General features: G+C 70.4%; 13 protein-coding genes. 3 read left to right on the top strand and 10 right to left on the bottom strand.

Annotated elements, in window-relative coordinates; translation table 11 throughout:
- Positions 1-176: 176 nt before the first annotated feature.
- Together ACH4D3_RS29035 and ACH4D3_RS29030 are read right to left on the bottom strand one after the other, a co-directional pair.
- Entirely contained in the window at positions 177-1,835 is a 1,659-nt protein-coding gene (locus ACH4D3_RS29035; protein WP_398327894.1) for a polyamine aminopropyltransferase, read from the bottom strand.
- 98 nt (positions 1,836-1,933) lie between these two features.
- Positions 1,934-2,470: a DUF2617 family protein gene (locus ACH4D3_RS29030; protein WP_398327891.1), complete on the bottom strand. Its 537-nt coding sequence runs from the start codon at positions 2,468-2,470 to the stop codon at positions 1,934-1,936.
- A gap of 843 nt (positions 2,471-3,313) precedes the next feature.
- On the opposite strand from ACH4D3_RS29030, the gene ACH4D3_RS29025 reads away from it, so the two are divergent.
- Positions 3,314-4,504 carry a pyridoxal phosphate-dependent aminotransferase gene (locus ACH4D3_RS29025; protein ID WP_398327888.1) on the top strand — a complete coding sequence of 397 codons (1,191 nt, stop codon included), beginning with the start codon at positions 3,314-3,316 and terminating at the stop codon, positions 4,502-4,504.
- A gap of 90 nt (positions 4,505-4,594) precedes the next feature.
- Here ACH4D3_RS29025 and ACH4D3_RS29020 read toward each other — a convergent pair whose 3' ends face one another.
- The 4 genes from ACH4D3_RS29020 to ACH4D3_RS29005 form a co-directional block, all read right to left on the bottom strand.
- Complete coding sequence (locus ACH4D3_RS29020; protein ID WP_164418319.1) at positions 4,595-5,131, bottom strand: YbjN domain-containing protein; 537 nt, start codon at positions 5,129-5,131, stop codon at positions 4,595-4,597.
- Between the two features lie 125 nt (positions 5,132-5,256).
- Positions 5,257-6,900, bottom strand: coding sequence for a recombinase family protein (locus ACH4D3_RS29015; protein WP_398327884.1), 1,644 nt, complete (start codon positions 6,898-6,900; stop codon positions 5,257-5,259).
- A 172-nt stretch (positions 6,901-7,072) separates the two neighbouring features.
- Entirely contained in the window at positions 7,073-9,670 is a 2,598-nt protein-coding gene (gene clpB / locus ACH4D3_RS29010) for an ATP-dependent chaperone ClpB (RefSeq protein WP_398327881.1), read from the bottom strand.
- A 282-nt stretch (positions 9,671-9,952) separates the two neighbouring features.
- Positions 9,953-10,288, bottom strand: a complete 336-nt coding sequence (locus ACH4D3_RS29005; RefSeq protein ID WP_328561712.1) for a hypothetical protein — start codon at positions 10,286-10,288, stop codon at positions 9,953-9,955.
- Positions 10,289-10,540: 252 nt separating this feature from the next.
- Between ACH4D3_RS29005 and ACH4D3_RS29000 the strand changes: the two genes are divergently transcribed.
- Together ACH4D3_RS29000 and ACH4D3_RS28995 are read left to right on the top strand one after the other, a co-directional pair.
- The gene (locus ACH4D3_RS29000; RefSeq protein WP_385352694.1) at positions 10,541-11,554 is read left to right on the top strand and encodes a helix-turn-helix transcriptional regulator; all 1,014 of its coding nucleotides are present in this window, start codon (positions 10,541-10,543) and stop codon (positions 11,552-11,554) included.
- 25 nt (positions 11,555-11,579) lie between these two features.
- A complete protein-coding gene (locus ACH4D3_RS28995) occupies positions 11,580-12,563 on the top strand; it encodes a LuxR C-terminal-related transcriptional regulator (protein WP_398327878.1) in 984 nt (327 codons plus the stop codon).
- Here ACH4D3_RS28995 and ACH4D3_RS28990 read toward each other — a convergent pair.
- The 4 genes from ACH4D3_RS28990 to dnaJ form a co-directional block, all read right to left on the bottom strand.
- Positions 12,526-13,563, bottom strand: coding sequence for a LuxR C-terminal-related transcriptional regulator (locus ACH4D3_RS28990; protein ID WP_398327875.1), 1,038 nt, complete (start codon positions 13,561-13,563; stop codon positions 12,526-12,528). The genes ACH4D3_RS28995 and ACH4D3_RS28990 overlap by 38 nt on opposite strands.
- A 156-nt stretch (positions 13,564-13,719) precedes the next feature.
- A complete protein-coding gene (locus ACH4D3_RS28985) occupies positions 13,720-14,838 on the bottom strand; it encodes a substrate-binding domain-containing protein (protein ID WP_398327872.1) in 1,119 nt (372 codons plus the stop codon).
- A gap of 204 nt (positions 14,839-15,042) precedes the next feature.
- Positions 15,043-15,498 carry a heat shock protein transcriptional repressor HspR gene (locus tag ACH4D3_RS28980; protein WP_059299450.1) on the bottom strand — a complete coding sequence of 152 codons (456 nt, stop codon included), beginning with the start codon at positions 15,496-15,498 and terminating at the stop codon, positions 15,043-15,045.
- 5 nt (positions 15,499-15,503) lie between these two features.
- Positions 15,504-16,700 carry a molecular chaperone DnaJ gene (dnaJ, locus tag ACH4D3_RS28975; protein ID WP_398327868.1) on the bottom strand — a complete coding sequence of 399 codons (1,197 nt, stop codon included), beginning with the start codon at positions 16,698-16,700 and terminating at the stop codon, positions 15,504-15,506.
- Between the last annotated feature and the right edge of the window lie 42 nt (positions 16,701-16,742).

Raw genomic sequence — 16,742 nt, 5'->3', positions numbered from 1 at the left:
GGGCGGCCGTAGATTCTCGGTGCGAGCGATCCACAGGGGGGTGTGGCGGTCCGTCCCGCACCGGGGGGGGGAGGGTCGGGCCGCCGCACGGAAACTCGGTGGATCGCGGTCGCGGCGCCCGTGCGGGCGTGCGGGCGGCCGGGCGTGCGGGCGGGCGGGCGGCCGGGCGTGCGGGCTCAGAACCGCGGATGCACGAGCGTGGAGGGCGGCAGCCCGGCCATCCGGGTGCGGGCCGCCTCGCGGACGCCTCGGGCCAGGGAGTCCGGGGTGATGCTGCGCGGGCGGGGTGCCGCCGGGTCCAGGCGCGGGACGGGGGCCGCGCGCGCGGCCAGCAGGAAGCCCCAACTGCGGGGCGCGGGAGGGTCCGCGGCCGCGCGACGCGGGCCGGGCGCGGAGCCGGAGCCGGTGTCGCGTGCGCCGACGCGGTAGGCGACGGCGGGCAGGCCCGCCGCGCGGAGGGTGGCGTCCACGGTCCAGAAGGCGCGCGGGTGTGCGTCGACCGGGCCCGCGTGGACCGCCAGCCGCCCGTCGGGCGCGAGCACCCGCCGCAGCAGTCCGTAGAACTCCTGGGAGTACAGCTTCGTGCTGGCCGTGATGCCCGGGTCGGGCAGGTCCGAGATCACCACGTCGTACGCGGCGGAGGGCGTCGCGCGCAGCCGGTGGAAGGCGTCGCCCGTGAGGACCCGGACGCGCGCGTCGCCGTAGGCGTGCTCGTTGAGGGTGGACAGCCCGGGGTCGTGCCGGGCCAGCCGGGCGAGGCCGGGGTCGGCCTGAAGGACGTCGACGCGGCGCACACCGGGGTGGCGCAGCACCTCCCGCGCGGCCAGGCCGTCGCCGCCGCCGAGGATCAGCACGCGCGCGTGCGGGCCGCTCATGGCGGGGTGCACCAGCGCCTCGTGGTAGCCCCGCTCGTCGCCGGCGCGCACCCGCAGCCGCCCGTCGAGGTACAGGTCGAGGGGCCGGCCGTCGGCGTCGCCGGTGACGACGACCTCCTGCACGTCGGTCCGGACGGCCACCCGGACGTCCTGGCCGTACACGGCGTGCCGGGCCGCGCGTTCGAAGTCGTCGGCGAGGACGGTCGCCGTGGCGAGCAGGGCGAGGACGACCGCGTTGGCGATCAGCAGCAGCCAGCGCGCCCGGCGGGTCAGGTCGCGCCGGAACAGTCCGAGGACCAGGGCGGCGCCGACGACCGCGTTGACGGTGCCGGTGAGCAGGGCGCCGGTGAGCTGGCCGAGGAAGGGCAGCAGGACGAACGGGAAGGCGAGGCCGCCGACGAGCGCGCCGACGTAGTCCGCGGCGAACAGGTCGGCGACGGCGCCGCCCGGGTCCTGCCGGCGCACCCGCTGGATCAGCTCCATGAGCAGCGGCACCTCGGCGCCGATCAGCACGCCGATGGCGAGGGAGAAGGCGACCAGCAGGACGCGCGGGCCGTCGGCCCACAGGCCGCCCCAGCCGCCGGTCCAGGCGAAGACCGCGTACAGCAGCATGGCGCTGGAGCCGCCGACCAGGGCGAGCGCGGCCTCCAGGGCGCCGAAGCCGGCCGCGGCCAGGCCGCGCAGCCGTTTGGCGGCGAGCGAGCCGAGGCCCATGGCGAAGACCATGACGGACAGGACGACGGACGCCTGGGTGACCGAGTCGCCGATCAGGTACGAGGCGAGCGCGACGAGTTCGAGTTCGTACACGAGCCCGCAGGCCGCGCACACGAACACGCCCGCCAGCACCAGGAACCGCCCGACGGCCGGCCGGACGGGCAGCCGCGCGGGCGCCTCCGGACCGCAGGGGCCGCCCCAGGACGGCGGAGAGCCGGGCGGGGCGGGCGCGTGCGGTTCGATCACGCAGTGACGTTACGTCACTCCAGCACTGCGCTTCGTCACCCACACGTGTGAAACTCGGGGCCTGTCGTGCACCACAGGTTTATCCGGCCCCCGCCCGCTCACACCGCGGACGGGCTGAGCCGGTCCGTCGGCACCCGCACGCCCACGCGCGTCCGGGTCGCCACCAACTGGCCGTCCTGCGGATAGGCGTGCCAGGTCCGCCAGTGCACCTGCCCCTCGTGCCGCTGGGCCAGCAGCGCGGTGAAGGCGTGCGGACTGCCGGGGAAGACACCGGCCAGGCCGTGCGGGTGGTCGGAGACCAGGGCCAGCAGCTCCTGGGCGCGGCCGGCGAAGGAGCCCGGCGTCAGCACCTCGACGCGGGCGGCGAACTCGTACTCCCAGTCGCCCACCCGCTTGGCGACGCCCAGGGGCAGGGGGGTGCTGCTGCCGGGGATGCACGCCACCGTCTCCGAGCAGCTGCCCCGCTCCTCCTCGAGCAGGACTTGGTGGGAGGCGCCGAGCAGCCTCAACTGCAGGCGTGCGTCCGTCAGTTCGATGTCGAGACAGGCGAGCGCGGGCAGCGGTTCGCGGCCCAGGGCCCAGGCCAGGTCGGCGGCGCGGGTGTCGGTGTAGGCGGTTTTCAGGGTCGTGAGCATGGATCGGCTCCGCAAGCACACAAGGAGAGGAAGGTGTGGGGCCTGCGCATCCGTGGCACTGCCGGGGATGCGGCCCGCTCAGCCCAGTCGGCCGGTCAGGAGGGGGGTCAACAGGTCGTCCGAGGAGCTGCGTTGATGAGGGAGAGCGAATCATGAACGATGGGGCCGCCACAGCGTTTTTACCCAACTTCGTGACGTTTCCATCCCTCAGGGGGCTCCACAGCTCAACTGTTCAACCCCCGGCGCACACCCCGCCCGTACGGAGTGCGCCCGGCGTGGGAACGCCCACCGGGAGGGTGACCCGGCGGGCGCTCGTGGTGGGGACGCGGGGCCCGGTCCCAGGAACGGGCCCCGTGCAGGGGATGCGGTTCCCCCTGACCGAAGGCTCAGCTGCCCCGTGTCAGCCGCCGCCTCCACCGCATCCGCCGCCGCCCCCTCCCCCGCAGGACGACCCGCCTCCGCAGGACGAGCCGCCACCGCAGGAGTGGCCCGAGTGGTGGCCGCCGGAGGACGAACCGCCCCCGTCACCGGCCCACCAGCTGCTGGTGCTGCCCCCGCTGCCACTGCCGCCGCCCGAGCCGGACCAGGGCCTGCCCCGCCCGGTGCGGGACGGGCGCCGACTCACCGAGATTCCCCTGATCAACAGGGCTGCGACCAGGATCAGAACAATGCCTGTGACCATGGCTCCACCCTCCTTCCGTTCCCGGGCCCACGCCCGGAAGTCCCCCGAAGCAGTCCCCCGTCGGACGCCTCGCTGCGTGTCGGTGAACGGGAGATGCCCCTCGCCACCACGCCCCAAAGCAGAGTTGAGGAAGTCCAGAGCTTCGGCGCAGGATGACCGGCATGACCTCGATGAGCTCCAGCGCCCGCCCCCTCCTGAACCGCCGGCTCGCGGAGTTCGGGACGACGATCTTCGCCGAGATGTCCGCCCTGGCGGTGCGGACCGGGGCGATCAACCTCGGCCAGGGCTTCCCCGACACCGACGGCCCCGAGGAGGTCCGGGAGGCCGCGGTGCGGGCGCTGCGCGACGGGCGCGGCAACCAGTACCCGCCGGGCCCCGGCGTCCCCGAGCTGCGCACCGCCGTCGCCGACCACCAGCAGCGCCGCTACGGCCTGTCCTACGACCCCGACACCGAGGTCCTGGTCACCGCCGGCGCCACGGAGGCCATCGCGGCCGCCCTGCTGGCCCTGCTGGAGCCCGGCGACGAGGTCGTCGCGCTGGAGCCGTACTACGACTCGTACGCGGCCTGCATCGCGATGGCGGGCGGCACCCGCGTGCCGGTGACCCTGCGGCCGCACGAGGGCACGTTCCGGCTGGACCTGGACGAGCTGCGCGACGCGGTCACCGACCGCACCCGCCTGCTGCTGCTGAACACCCCGCACAACCCGACGGGCACGGTCCTCACCCGCCAGGAGCTGGCGGCGATCGCCGAGCTGGCGGTGGAGCGGGACCTGCTGGTGGTGACCGACGAGGTCTACGAGCACCTGGTCTTCGGCACCGCCGAGCACCTCCCCCTGGCGTCCTTCCCGGGGATGCGGGAGCGCACGGTGACCATCGGGTCGGCCGGCAAGACGTTCTCGTTCACCGGCTGGAAGGTCGGCTGGGTCACCGCCGCGCCCGCCCTGCTCACGGCGGTCCGCTCGGCCAAGCAGTACCTGACGTACGTGGCCTCCGGGCCCTTCCAGTACGCGGTCGCCGAGGCGCTCGCGCTGCCGGAGTCGTACTTCACCGCCTACCGGCAGGACATGGAGGCGAAGCGGGACCTGCTGGCGGCGGGGCTGGCCGAGGCCGGATTCGGGGTGTACCGGCCCGCCGGGACGTACTTCGTCACCACCGACATCCGCCCCCTCGGCGAGCGCGACGGCTTCGCCTTCTGCCGCTCCCTGCCCGAGCGCGCGGGCGTCGTCGCCGTCCCCAACGCGGTCTTCTACGACCACCGGGAGGAGGGCGCGCCCTTCGTGCGGTTCGCGTTCTGCAAGCGGCTGCCGGTGCTCCAGGAGGCCGTACAGCGCCTGAAGGACCTGGCGGGCTGAGCACACCCGCACCGTGGCCGGGTACGACGAGAGCCCGGGCCCCCGCACTGCCGGGGTCCGGGCTCTCCAGTGTTCGGCCGCGGGGGCGGACTACTCGCCGTCCTCGTCGGTCGGCTTCTCCGACTCGTTGACGTCCTGCTCCAGGCCGAGCTGCTCCACGAGCCACCGGTCGAACTCGATGGCGGCCCGCACCCAGCTGACCGTCGAGGAGACGAAGTGCTCCAGGCTGACGCCCATGCCGATCAGCATCTGCGCCTCGCCGATCAGGCGGACCGTGCCGTCGTCGTGGGTGTGGGAGTACACCTTGGGCCACAGGGTGCGCCGGTTCCAGTCGTCGACCGACTCGAGCAGCTGCGGCTTCTCGTCGATCTGGTGGGGCCGGTCGTAGAACGTCCGCACCGAGAAGACCTGCTGGTCACCCTCGCCGCGGAACATGAAGTACGTACGGAACTGCTCCCACGGCGCCGCGAGGTCGCCCTCGTCGTCGACGACGTACTTCAGCTCCATCTGTTCGAGGAGCTGCTTCACAAGATCCTGATCCGGGACGACGGGGCCCGCCGGTCCTTGGGGCTGCGGCTCGGGCTGCTTGCCCCCGAAGTTCGGAATCGAAGACGGGTCGATAGACATTCTGGGACACTCCTGCGGTCGTCTGGCTCGTCCGGCCATAGCTGAGGCCAGACGTACGGACCACCCTCTCTCGCCTGGGCCGTGCCCGGCAACCTGCCTGGCCGGGCGTCGGCCGCGTGGCCGGATCAGCGCGAGTACCAGAACCCCGGTCCCATCCCCTTGGTTCGCCGCAGATGTGTGAAATATCGGCGGGCCTCCTCCTCGAGAGGGTCGATCCCGACGACCTCCTCAGCCTCTCTCGAAGGACTCACGCCGCTCACCCGTCGCTGTGAAGCGGAGGGAAGGTACATGTGTACGCTTCCCGACCTGTGCGTTCCTTCACAGAAGAAGCGAACACCGGCCTTGGCGAGGAGCGCTGCCCGGCTCTCCCAGGCCTTGGCCGCACGCCACTGTTTTCGGTAGGTCACACCAGTGGGCTCCTCCTTCCACCGCGCGTGGACCACCGGCTCAGCCTCCAGCCTCGTGATCGTTCTCGCATGCTCGTCCATCTGCCGGGTGAGAGCTGCAACGGCAGCCGGTGCGGTTGCCGTCCCGATGGCGACGGTGAGATTGGCAAGGGCGCTGCGCAACTCGGCGACGGCCGCAGTGTGGTCCCGACCCGGTACATAGGTGCGCTTCATCTCGGTCCGGTCTCCGGCCTGGTCCAGAAAGTCCCGCTCCACGACCGCACAGAGACTTTCGGCCCGCCACGTCGAAGGAGTCTCACAGCGATTCATTTCGGAGACGGACCGGCACTGGTAGTACGTCAAGACCGCCGTCGTGCCATCAGCCAGATGGTTCTTCTGGTGCCGAACGTACATAGGCCGACCGCACATGCAGAAGACCACACCGAGCAGCGGAGTCCGCCAGCGCTTGCCCGGTCCGGATTCCGCCGTGCGCTGCTCGGTGAGAACCACTTCCTGCAGCTCTGCGAACTCTTCGGATGTGAGGACGGGGTCGGCCCAGACCACGGGTTGCCCCTCGGCGTCCAGGACAGGTTCGGAACGATGCATCATCACACCCATCAGGGCGGGTGACCTGAGAATGTTGCGCAGTGGCGTCACGGACCAGCGGGTCCCCTTCTCCGGCCTGCGTTCCTGTTCCGGCAGATCCTTGTTCTGTTCCCTGCGCTGGTGATCGCGGGCGCTCGGCACACCTCGAAGGTTCCAGTCCCTCGCCACGGCGTAGACGGTGCCCTCGCCATGCACAAGACGGTCGTAGGCTTCACGCACGAGCTGCGAGGTACAGGGATCGACCATCAGACGCTTGCGGCGTTCCCCCAGGTGGGAAAAGACCTCGGCACGATAGCCGAACGGCCAGACACCACCGTTCCACAGCCTGTTCTCCCGGAAGAACTGCGTGCGGTCGAGCTGTTTGGCCTGCACCGCTTTGCGGTACTTGGTCGCCTGCGCCGCCTTGATACCCGCGAGCATCCGTCCGTCTTCGGACTGGATGTCGAACGTCGGATCGTCGAGTACCTCGACATCCTTCCCGTGCTTCAGGATCCAGTCGACAAAGTGCCACCAATGCATGTCATCCCGCGTAATGCGGTCCTGCTCGGTGACCATGAGCACGTCCCATTCGTGCACCAGCGGCTCTGCGAGCCATCTCCTCAGACTGGGACGCTGATCGAGATGGACAGCCCCGGAGACGGTGGCGTCGACGACACGTCCCACCTCCCTGTAGGTGCACTGGCGCATCGCGCGCGTCAGGGCCTCGTCCTGTCTCGTGAGTGCTGAGGACGCCTCGGTGTCACGACTGATGCGCTGAACGGCCAGAACTCGCTTCATATCGATATCCCTCCCATTCGACACAACGAGCACACCAGCGCATCAGTTACATCAAACCCTCATTATCGACTCGAAGTTCACCGTGTAAAACCGCATCGCGGGGGTCCGCACGACGACCACCGCGGTCCTGGAGGACCGCTCCAGGACCGCGGTGGGGAGGACCTTGCGCTCTCTACAGCGTCTTGCCGGTCGCCGGGCCCACGATCAGGTCGTCGCCGAAGCGGTCCACGCGGACCGTGTCACCGTCCTTGATCTCGCCGGAGAGGATCTCCCGGGCGAGCCGGTCGCCGATCGCGGTCTGGACGAGGCGGCGCAGCGGGCGGGCACCGTAGGCCGGATCGTTGCCCTCCTCGGCCAGCCAGGCGAGGGCCTCGTCGGTGACCTCCAGGGTGAGGCGGCGTTCGGCGAGCCGGCGGGCCAGGCCGTTGATCTGGAGCCGTGCGATCCGGCTCAGCTCCTCCTTGCTGAGGGCCGAGAAGACCACCAGGTCGTCGAGCCGGTTGAGGAACTCCGGCTTGAAGGAGGACCGGACCACCTCCAGGACCTGCTGCTTCTTCTCCGCCTCACCGGTCGTCGGGTCGACCAGGTACTGGCTGCCCAGGTTGGAGGTGAGCACCAGGATGGTGTTGCGGAAGTCGACGGTGCGGCCCTGGCCGTCGGTGAGGCGGCCGTCGTCGAGCACCTGGAGCAGGATGTCGAAGACCTCCGGGTGCGCCTTCTCCACCTCGTCGAGGAGCACGACGGTGTACGGCCGCCGCCGTACGGCCTCGGTGAGCTGGCCGCCCTCCTCGTAGCCGACGTATCCGGGCGGGGCGCCGACCAGCCGGGCCACGCTGTGCTTCTCGCTGTACTCGCTCATGTCGATGCGGACCATGGCCCGCTCGTCGTCGAAGAGGAAGTCGGCGAGCGCCTTGGCCAGCTCGGTCTTGCCGACGCCGGTGGGGCCGAGGAAGAGGAAGGAACCGGTCGGGCGGTCCGGGTCGGCGATCCCGGCCCGGCTGCGCCGTACGGCGTCGGAGACGGCCCGTACGGCCTCGGTCTGGCCGATGAGCCGCTTGCCCAGCTCGTCCTCCATGCGCAGCAGCTTCTGCGTCTCGCCTTCGAGCAGGCGCCCGGCGGGGATGCCGGTCCAGGAGGCGACGACGTCGGCGATGTCGTCGGCGCCGACCTCCTCCTTGACCATGGTGTCCCGGGCGACCTCTTCCTCCGCCTCGGAGGCGGCCTCCAGGTCGCGCTCCAGGGTGGGGATCTCGCCGTAGAGCAGCTTGCTGGCGGTGTCGAAGTCGCCGTCGCGCTGGGCGCGTTCGGCCTGTCCGCGCAGTTCGTCGAGCTTCTCCTTCAGCTCGCCGACCCGGTTGAGGGACTGCTTCTCCTTCTCCCAGCGGGCGGTGAGGCCGCGCAGTTCCTCCTCCTTGTCGGCGAGGTCGCGCCGCAGCCGCTCCAGGCGCTCCAGGGAGGCGGCGTCGGTCTCCTTGCCGATCGCCAGCTCCTCCATCTTGAGCCGGTCGACGGAGCGCTGGAGTTCGTCGATCTCGACGGGCGAGGAGTCGATCTCCATGCGCAGCCGGGAGGCGGCCTCGTCGACCAGGTCGATGGCCTTGTCGGGCAGGAAGCGGGAGGTGATGTACCGATCGGAGAGGGTGGCGGCGGCCACCAGGGCGCTGTCGGCGATCTGCACCTTGTGGTGGGCCTCGTAGCGTCCCTTGAGCCCGCGCAGGATGGCGATGGAGTCCTCGACGGTGGGCTCGGCGACCAGCACCTGCTGGAAGCGGCGCTCCAGGGCGGGGTCCTTCTCGATCCGCTCCCGGTACTCGTCGAGGGTGGTGGCGCCGACCATGCGCAGCTCACCGCGCGCGAGCATGGGCTTGAGCATGTTCCCGGCGTCCATGGCGGAGTCCCCGCCGGCGCCGGCGCCGACGACGGTGTGCAGCTCGTCGATGAAGGTGACGACCTGCCCGTCGGAGTCCTTGATCTCGGCGAGGACGGTCTTCAGCCGCTCCTCGAACTCACCGCGGTACTTGGCCCCGGCGACCATGGCGCCGAGGTCCAGCGCCACCAGCCGCTTGTCCTTGAGGGACTCGGGCACGTCCCCCTTGACGATCCGCTGGGCGAGTCCTTCGACGACGGCGGTCTTGCCGACGCCGGGCTCGCCGATGAGGACGGGGTTGTTCTTGGTCCGCCGGCTGAGCACCTGGACCACCCGCCGGATCTCCTGGTCGCGCCCGATGACGGGGTCGAGCTTCCCGTCCCGTGCGGCGGCGGTGAGGTCGGTACCGAACTTCTCCAGGGCCTTGTACTGGCCCTCGGGGTCGGCGGTGGTCACGCGGCGCCCTCCCCTCGCCTTGCGGAAGGCTTCCTGCAGCTTCTTCGCACTGGCTCCCTGCCCCTCCAGTACCTCACCGGCCGCGCCGCCCTTCGCGGCGATGCCGAGGAGCAGGTGCTCGGTGGAGAGGTACTCGTCCCCGAGTTCCTTGGCGCGGGCCTGGGCGTCGGCGACCACGGCGAGCATCTCACGGCTGGGTTGCGGGGGTGCGACGGTGGACCCGGTCACGCTGGGCAGCCCGGCGACGATGCGTTCGGAGCCGGTGCGCACCGCGGCGAGGTCGGCCTCGACGGCGACGAGCAGGTCGGTGATGTTCTCGTTGTCCTGCCCCTGGAGCAGGGCCAGGAGCAGGTGGGCGGGGGTGAGGTCGGCGTTTCCCTCGGTCACGGCCCGGTTGCTGGCCGCGTTGATCGCGTCCCGGCTCCGGTTGGTCAGCTCGGCGTCCACGTTCTGGCTCTCCTCCTCGCGTCAGTGCTGACTCGTCCAGCGTACACAAAGTTGAGTCGATTCCACTCAAGGTGGAGACGCACGTCTCCCCTCGGAGACGCCAGGGTGGTCGCACAAGGAGTCGAGGCCGCATCACACGAGTGCCTTTTCGGCCAGTCGTGGAACCGGCCACTGTCGCGAGATGTCCGCACATGCGACAGCGGCGTCACCGTGTTCAGGTCACGGTGACGCCGCTGCCGGGGGGAAGCACCTGAGCGATTGTGTTACGACGGGGGAATCGCGTCAGGCGCTGCGGGGGGTGGCCGAGATGGTCCTCACTTCGGGGATCTCCGGCTGATCGAGCCGGTGGTCCCGCTGATCCAGGTTCACGAAAATCATTCCGTACCGGATGGCGCACCGCACGGGCTGCGGCGCCCCCCGAGGCCGCCGCAGACACCGGTACGCACGTACGTCGCCGTCCTCGTCCAGCGTGACGACGACCGGCTCGCCGAAGACGGTCACCATCAGGGAGTCACCGGCGTGCGGTATCGCGGTGACCAGGTCGATGAAGTGCCAGCCGGAGCGGTAGGCGGTGGCCATTTCACGACGGAAGGAGCGGTCGTCGGGTGGCGTGGTCACTTCAGCCCCCCGTGTTCGCAACGCCCGATGGCCAGTGACTGTCCGCCCGAACATCGCCCTCCGTGTCGGAGTGAAAGCTCAGCGCTCCGAAGATCGCGGCGGCGAAGAGGGCGCCAGCAAGCACCGAGCGAACCAGTCTGTTGCGCATGGTCGGCTTCGTCCTCACTCGTAAGTCTCCTCTTCCCCCGTCAGGTAAGACGATGGCTCATTCCAACACCTCATGGCCACACAATCGGTGCATCATGTTCCTGCATGTTCAGGACCCTGGGGGGTGGAGATTTGGTGGCAAATCAGACTAAGGCGTCGCATCCCCATGCGGTGACCGAACTGTGCGACGAAGGTACCCGGCTCTACGCGAACGCCCTACGCACGGGACGGATCGCGAGGGCGGACGTGGAGTCCGCTCCCTGCCTGATGGAACTGGCGCTGATACACCCGGATCCGGACGATGCCGACTGGTTGCGTCCGGTGCCCCCGTCGGCCGCTCTGGCCCAGCGCCTGCACCCCATCGAGCGGGAGATCACGGAGCGGCGGCGGCTCTCGATCGAGCTGGCGGACGCGTTCGAACCCTTCATGGCCATCGGCACGCAGCCGGCGAGGAGCGAGCACTCCATCACGGTGCTGGAGGGCGGTGACCGCATCAACTCGGCCCTCAACCTGGCCACCACCCAGTGCCAGACGGAGATGCTCACGGTACAGCCGAGCGACGACCGGTTCTCCGAACGCAGCCTCACCCAGGGGCTCGAGCGGGACAAGCCGCTGACGGAACGCGGCGTACGGATCCGCACGCTCTACCAGCACACGGCCCGGTACAGCCCGCAGAAGATCGCCTATGTCGCCCAGCTGTCCAACGGCAAGGCGGAGTACCGCACGATCGACGAGGTGGTGGAGCGCCTCATCGTCTGCGACGAGACCGTGGCGTTCATCCCGACCCGCGACGACCAGCAGGTCGCCCTCGAGATCCGCAACCCCGGCCTGGTCCGTTACCTGATCAAGGTCTTCGAATTCATGTGGAGCCGGTCCGTGCCGCTGAGCGCGGGCGCACCCTACGAACCCGCACCGGGTGGCATCACCGACATCCAGTACTCCATAGCCAAGCTGCTGGTCGAAGGACACGTCGACGAAGCCATCGCCCGGCGCCTGGGCATGAACGTGCGCACCTGCCGGGCGCACATAGCCAAGCTGGCACAGGCCCTCGGCAGCGGCAGCCGCGCCCAGCTCGGCTTCCTCATCGCCCAGTCCGGGATCCTGGAGAACGATCACTGATCGCAGTCGACGAAGAGAGTCACACGTGACCCCAGAGGTGCATCACCACGGAGCGGAGGAGCTGTGTGATGCGGGCCTGGAGATCTACGCCCGCGCACTGCGGGAGGGGCACCTCCCCGGCGCCGCCGCGGCGACGGCACCCTGCCTGATCGACAACGGCCTCCTCCACCCCGCCGTCGACGACCTGGACCGCCTGGAGCCCGTGCCGCCCACCGTGGTGCTGCAACGCCTGCTCCGGTCCTCCGAGGACCGCGTCGCCGACGAGCGGCGGCGCGGGCAGCGGATGGCCGATGTCTTCGAGCCCCTCATCCGCCTGGGCCGGCGCGACGTCCTCACCGAGGACACCCCGGCCCTCAGAATCCTCGGCAGCAAGGAGCGGACGGGCCAGGCCATCGAGGAAGCCATGGCCGAGGGCAGGAAGGAGCTCCTCGCGATCCAGCCGCACGACTCGCACGTCACCAAGCGCCCCGACATCCTCGAAGGGGCCATGAAGCGGGACCAGGCCTTCCTCGACCGCGGGGCCCGGGTAAGGGCGTTGTACCAGCACACCATCCGCCACGCCCCCTACACGCGGGCCCGCTACGAGCAGCTGACCGGCGACGTCGAGGCGCGCACCCTCGACGAGGTCACCGAACGCCTGATCATCGTCGACCGCACCGTGGCCTTCATCCCCGCCAGCGCCGACCGCTCCCTCGCCCTCGAAGTACGCCACCCCGCCCTCATCGCCTACTTCGTCAACACCTTCGACCGCCTGTGGCACCTCGCCACCCCTATGCACCCCCAGGCCGTCCACCCGCCCACCCTCAACGGCATCACCCCCCGCCAACGCGCCATAGCCGCCCTCCTCGTCGAAGGCCACACCGACACCGACATCGCCGACCGCCTCGGCATGAACGTCCGCACCGCCCGCGTCCACATCGCCAAACTCGCCGCCACCCTCGGCAGCGAGAGCCGGGCACAACTCGGCTACCTCATCGGGCAGTCGGGGATTCTCGATCAGAAAGGATGACGGGGGCCGGAGCCCTGCGCGGGGCGCCGTCCAGGCCGGCCTGGGCTATGCGGACGCCCAACTGCGTGCGGCTGGCCGCACCCAGGGTCTCCGAGAGCCGGGCGATGTGCGCACGGGCCGTACGGACGCTGATGCCGAGGCGTTCCGCGATCACCGCGTCCTGGTGGCCCTCCGCGAGGAGCGCCGCGATGGACTGCTCGCGGTGGGAGATGCCCTCGATGCCGGTGTCGGGGAGGGCGGCGGTCAGGGGGATGGCGAGGCGCCACAGCCGTTCGAAGACCGTGACCAGGTAGGAGATCAGGGCGGGGTGGCGCAGCTCCAGTGCCATCGTGCGGTCGGTGTTGGCGGGGATGAAGGCGACGGTGCGGTCGAAGAGGATGAGCCGGTCGATGACCTCGTCCAGGGTGCGGGCCTCCACCGCGTCGCCCATCAGCTCCAGGTAGTTGAGCAGGCCCTGGCCGTGCCGGGCCACGTGCGTGTACAGGTCCCGCATCCGCACCCCGCGCCCGCGCAGCGCCAGCGCCCGGTGCAGGCCCTCGGACAGCTCGTGCTCGCGCCGGATGCCGCCGGGCTGGACGGTGAGCACCTCCGTCGTGCAGGCCTGCGTCGCCTCGTCCATCGCGGCCTGGATGCGGGACAGCCCGTCGAGGACCCGGATCGCCGTGCTCTCCGTGCCGGCCGGGGTCTGGAGCAGCCGGCCGAGGCCCGCGTACCACTCGAAGGCCTCCACCGCCGAGCCCACCCGCCGCTGACTGGCGCTGACCTCGTCGTGGACCCCGCGCAGCAGCCGCGTCATGACCTCCTGCGGGGAGGTCGGCACCAGCCAGTCCATGTCGTCGGGGTCGGGGTGCAGCAGGGCCAGTTCCAGGAGGCAGGGGACCGGCTCGGCGTCCCGGCGCGGCACCCGGCCGCGCCGGACCGCCCGGGAGTACACGCGGTCCCCGGCCGCGCACAGCCGGTCGGCCCCGTGGGGGTGCTCCTGAGCCCCGTGCCCGGCCATCGCCCATCCCACCCCCGGTTCCGGCTCTTCCGCAGCGCAACTATGCGCGGCCGGGACCGGCTCCGCAACAAGGCTCCGCCGCGGACGGAGGCCGAAAAGAGCCGGTTGCGGGCGGAACGCCCGGTCACCGTGGAACCGGGCGGGCACGCGGGCTGTCTACTTCAGACCGAGCTCCGCGCACGCGTCCTCGTACTTGGCGGTGCAGATGTCGGTGACCTTGTAGAAGCCCTCCGCGACGACCGTCTCCTCGATGTTGGCCTTGGTCAGGGCGACGACGGGGACGAGCTGGGCGGGGACGCCCTTGTGGGTGGGGCTGTCGACCTTGTCGCGGGCGAGCGCGTCGAACTGGATGTCCCGGCCCTGGACCCGCGCCACGGCCATCTCCGCGGCGTTCTCGGCCTCCTGCGGGTAGGACTTGTACACGCTCATGTACTGCTCGCCGGTGACGATCCGCTGGACCGCCGCGAGTTCCGCGTCCTGGCCGGTGATCGGCGGCAGGTCGGTGACGCCCGCGTCCTCCAGGGCCTTGATGATGCCGCCCGCCATGCCGTCGTTGGCGGAGTAGACGCCCGCGATGTTCTTCTTGCCGATCTTCTCGATCGCCTCGGTCATGTTCGCCTCGGCGTTCTCCGGCTTCCAGTCCTTGGTGTCGAAGGACTGGGCGATCGTCACCTTGCCGTTCAGCTCCGCCAGCGCGCCCGCCTTGAACTGCTTGGCGTTCGGGTCGGTGGACGAGCCGTTCATCATGACAATCTTCTCGGAGCTCTCCGGGTCGCCGCCGAGCGCCTCGATGAGCGAGCGGCCCTGGACCTCGCCGACCAGCTCGTTGTCGAAGGAGATGTAGGCGTCGATCGGACCCTCGGCCAGCCGGTCGTAGGCGATGACGGGGATGCCGGCGTCCTTGGCCTTCTGCACGCCGTCCGCGATGGCGTGCGCGTCGACCGCGTCCAGCACGATCACGTCGACCTTGTCCTCGATCATCTGCTGCATCTGGTCGGCCTGCTTCGTGGCGCTGGCCTCGGCGTTGGCGTACTTGACGATGCCCTCGTCGCGCGTCAGCTCGCCGATCTTCTTCTTGAAGAAGGGGTAGTCGAACTGCTCGTAGCGCGTGTTCTCCTTCTCCGGCAGCAGCAGCCCGACCAGGAGGTCGTTGCCCTTGGACGGGCTGGCGTCGTCGCTGCTCTCCGACGCGCCCAGCATGCCGCAGGAGGCCAGCGAGAAGGTCATCAGGGACGCGGCCACGGATATGGCGATTCGACGGGCACGGCTGCTCACTGCGCTAGACCTTCCGACACACGGGCGTAGTTGGTATCCAGGTGACCCAGGTGACCCCGGTGAAGAGAGCCAACGCTGTCTTCACCAAATCGTCAAGAAGTACTAGACCAATGAGACAGCACCGTTGTGAACCGGCCCCGGAGGACGCGGTGGTCCTCCGGGGCCGATGATGCCGTTTTCCCTTGTGCCGTCTGCCGGTCCGGCTCAGTCCGAGGACTGGCCGTGGCGCTTGGGCCGCCAGACCACCAGCGCGCTGGTCTGCTGTACCTCTTGGTAAGGAACCAGGTCACGGCGGTACGACGCGTGCACGGCGGCCTCGCGCTGGCGCATCGCCGTGGCCGCGCCGTCGAGGGCGGCGGCCAGCTCGGCCGCGCGGGCCTGCAGCTCGGCGACCTGGTTCTCCAGTTCGATGATGCGCTTGATTCCGGCCAGGTTGATGCCCTCGTCCTGCGACAACTGCTGGACCTGTCGCAGCAGTTCGATGTCGCGGGCCGAGTAGCGCCGGCCGCGGCCGGCCGTGCGGTCCGGGGAGACCAGGCCGAGGCGGTCGTACTGGCGCAGCGTCTGCGGGTGCAGACCGGAGAGCTGGGCCGCCACCGAGATGACGTAGACCGGGGTGTCCTCGGTCAGTTCGTACGGGTTGCGTCGACGACCGTCCATTCCCGTCAAGCTCCCTTCGCGGCCTGGAACAACTCCGCCCGCGGATCCTCGTCCGCGGTCGCCTCGCGATACGCCTGAAGCGCGTCACGAGCCTTCCCCGTCAGATCCTTCGGAACACTCACCTCCACGGTGACCAGGAGGTCGCCGCGGGTGCCGTCCTTGCGGACCGCGCCCTTGCCCCGGGCCCGCATGGTGCGGCCGTTGGGCGTGCCCGCCGGCAGCTTGAGCGTGACGGGCGGACCGCCCAGGGTCGGGACGCGGACCTCGCCGCCGAGGGCCGCCTCGGCGTAGGTGACCGGGACGGTGACGGTGAGGTTGTCGCCCCGGCGGCCGAAGACGGGGTGGTCCTTGACGTGCACGACCACGTACAGGTCGCCCGCCGGACCGCCCCGCTCGCCCGGCGTGCCCTTGCCGCGCAGCCGGATGCGCTGCCCGTCCGAGACCCCGGCGGGGATACGGACCTGCATCGTCCGCGAGGACTTGGCGCGTCCGGAGCCCTTGCAGACCTCGCAGGGGTCCTCGGCGATCAGGCCGCGGCCCTTGCAGTCCGGGCACGGGTCGGTGAGGGAGAAGCCGCCGCCCGAGCCCCGGGCGACCTGGCCGGTGCCGACGCAGGTCGGGCACACGCGCGGCGTGCCGTTCTTGTCGCCGGTGCCCGAACAGGCCTTGCAGGGCGCCTGCGAGGACATCCTGAGCGGCACGGTCGCGCCCTCGATGGCCTCGGTGAAGCTCAGGGTGACCTCGGACTCGATGTCCTGCCCGCGCCGCGGCTGGGTGCGCGTGCCGGTGCCCGGTCCACCGCCGGTGCGGTTGAACAGGCCGCCGAAGACGTCCCCGAGGCCACCGCCGAAGCCGCCGGCGCCGCCCTGGCCTCCCCCGCCCTGGGCGCCGCCTCCGAAGAGGTCGCCCAGGTCGAAGTTGAAGGTGCCGCCGCCCGCGCCCGGCCCCGGACGGAAGCCGCCGTTGCCGAAGAGGGCGCGGGCCTCGTCGTACTCCTTGCGCTTCTTGGGGTCACCGAGGATGTCGTTGGCCTCGGAGATCTCCTTGAAGCGCTCCTCCGCCTTGACGTTTCCCTTGTTGGCGTCCGGGTGGTTCTCGCGGGCGAGCTTCCGGTACGCCTTCTTGATCTCGGCCTCGGTGGCGTCCTTGGGGACGCCGAGAACCTTGTAGTAGTCCTTCTCGATGAAGTCCTTCGTGCTCATCCCCGACGTCCCTCCTCTCGCGCCCTACGTGTCACTTCGAGC

It is taken from the genome of Streptomyces sp. NPDC018026, from assembly GCF_044327745.1.
Classification (GTDB): domain Bacteria; phylum Actinomycetota; class Actinomycetes; order Streptomycetales; family Streptomycetaceae; genus Streptomyces; species Streptomyces rubrogriseus.
Note: the sequence above shows the minus strand (reverse complement) of the source record. Positions and strands in the feature narration are given on the sequence as shown.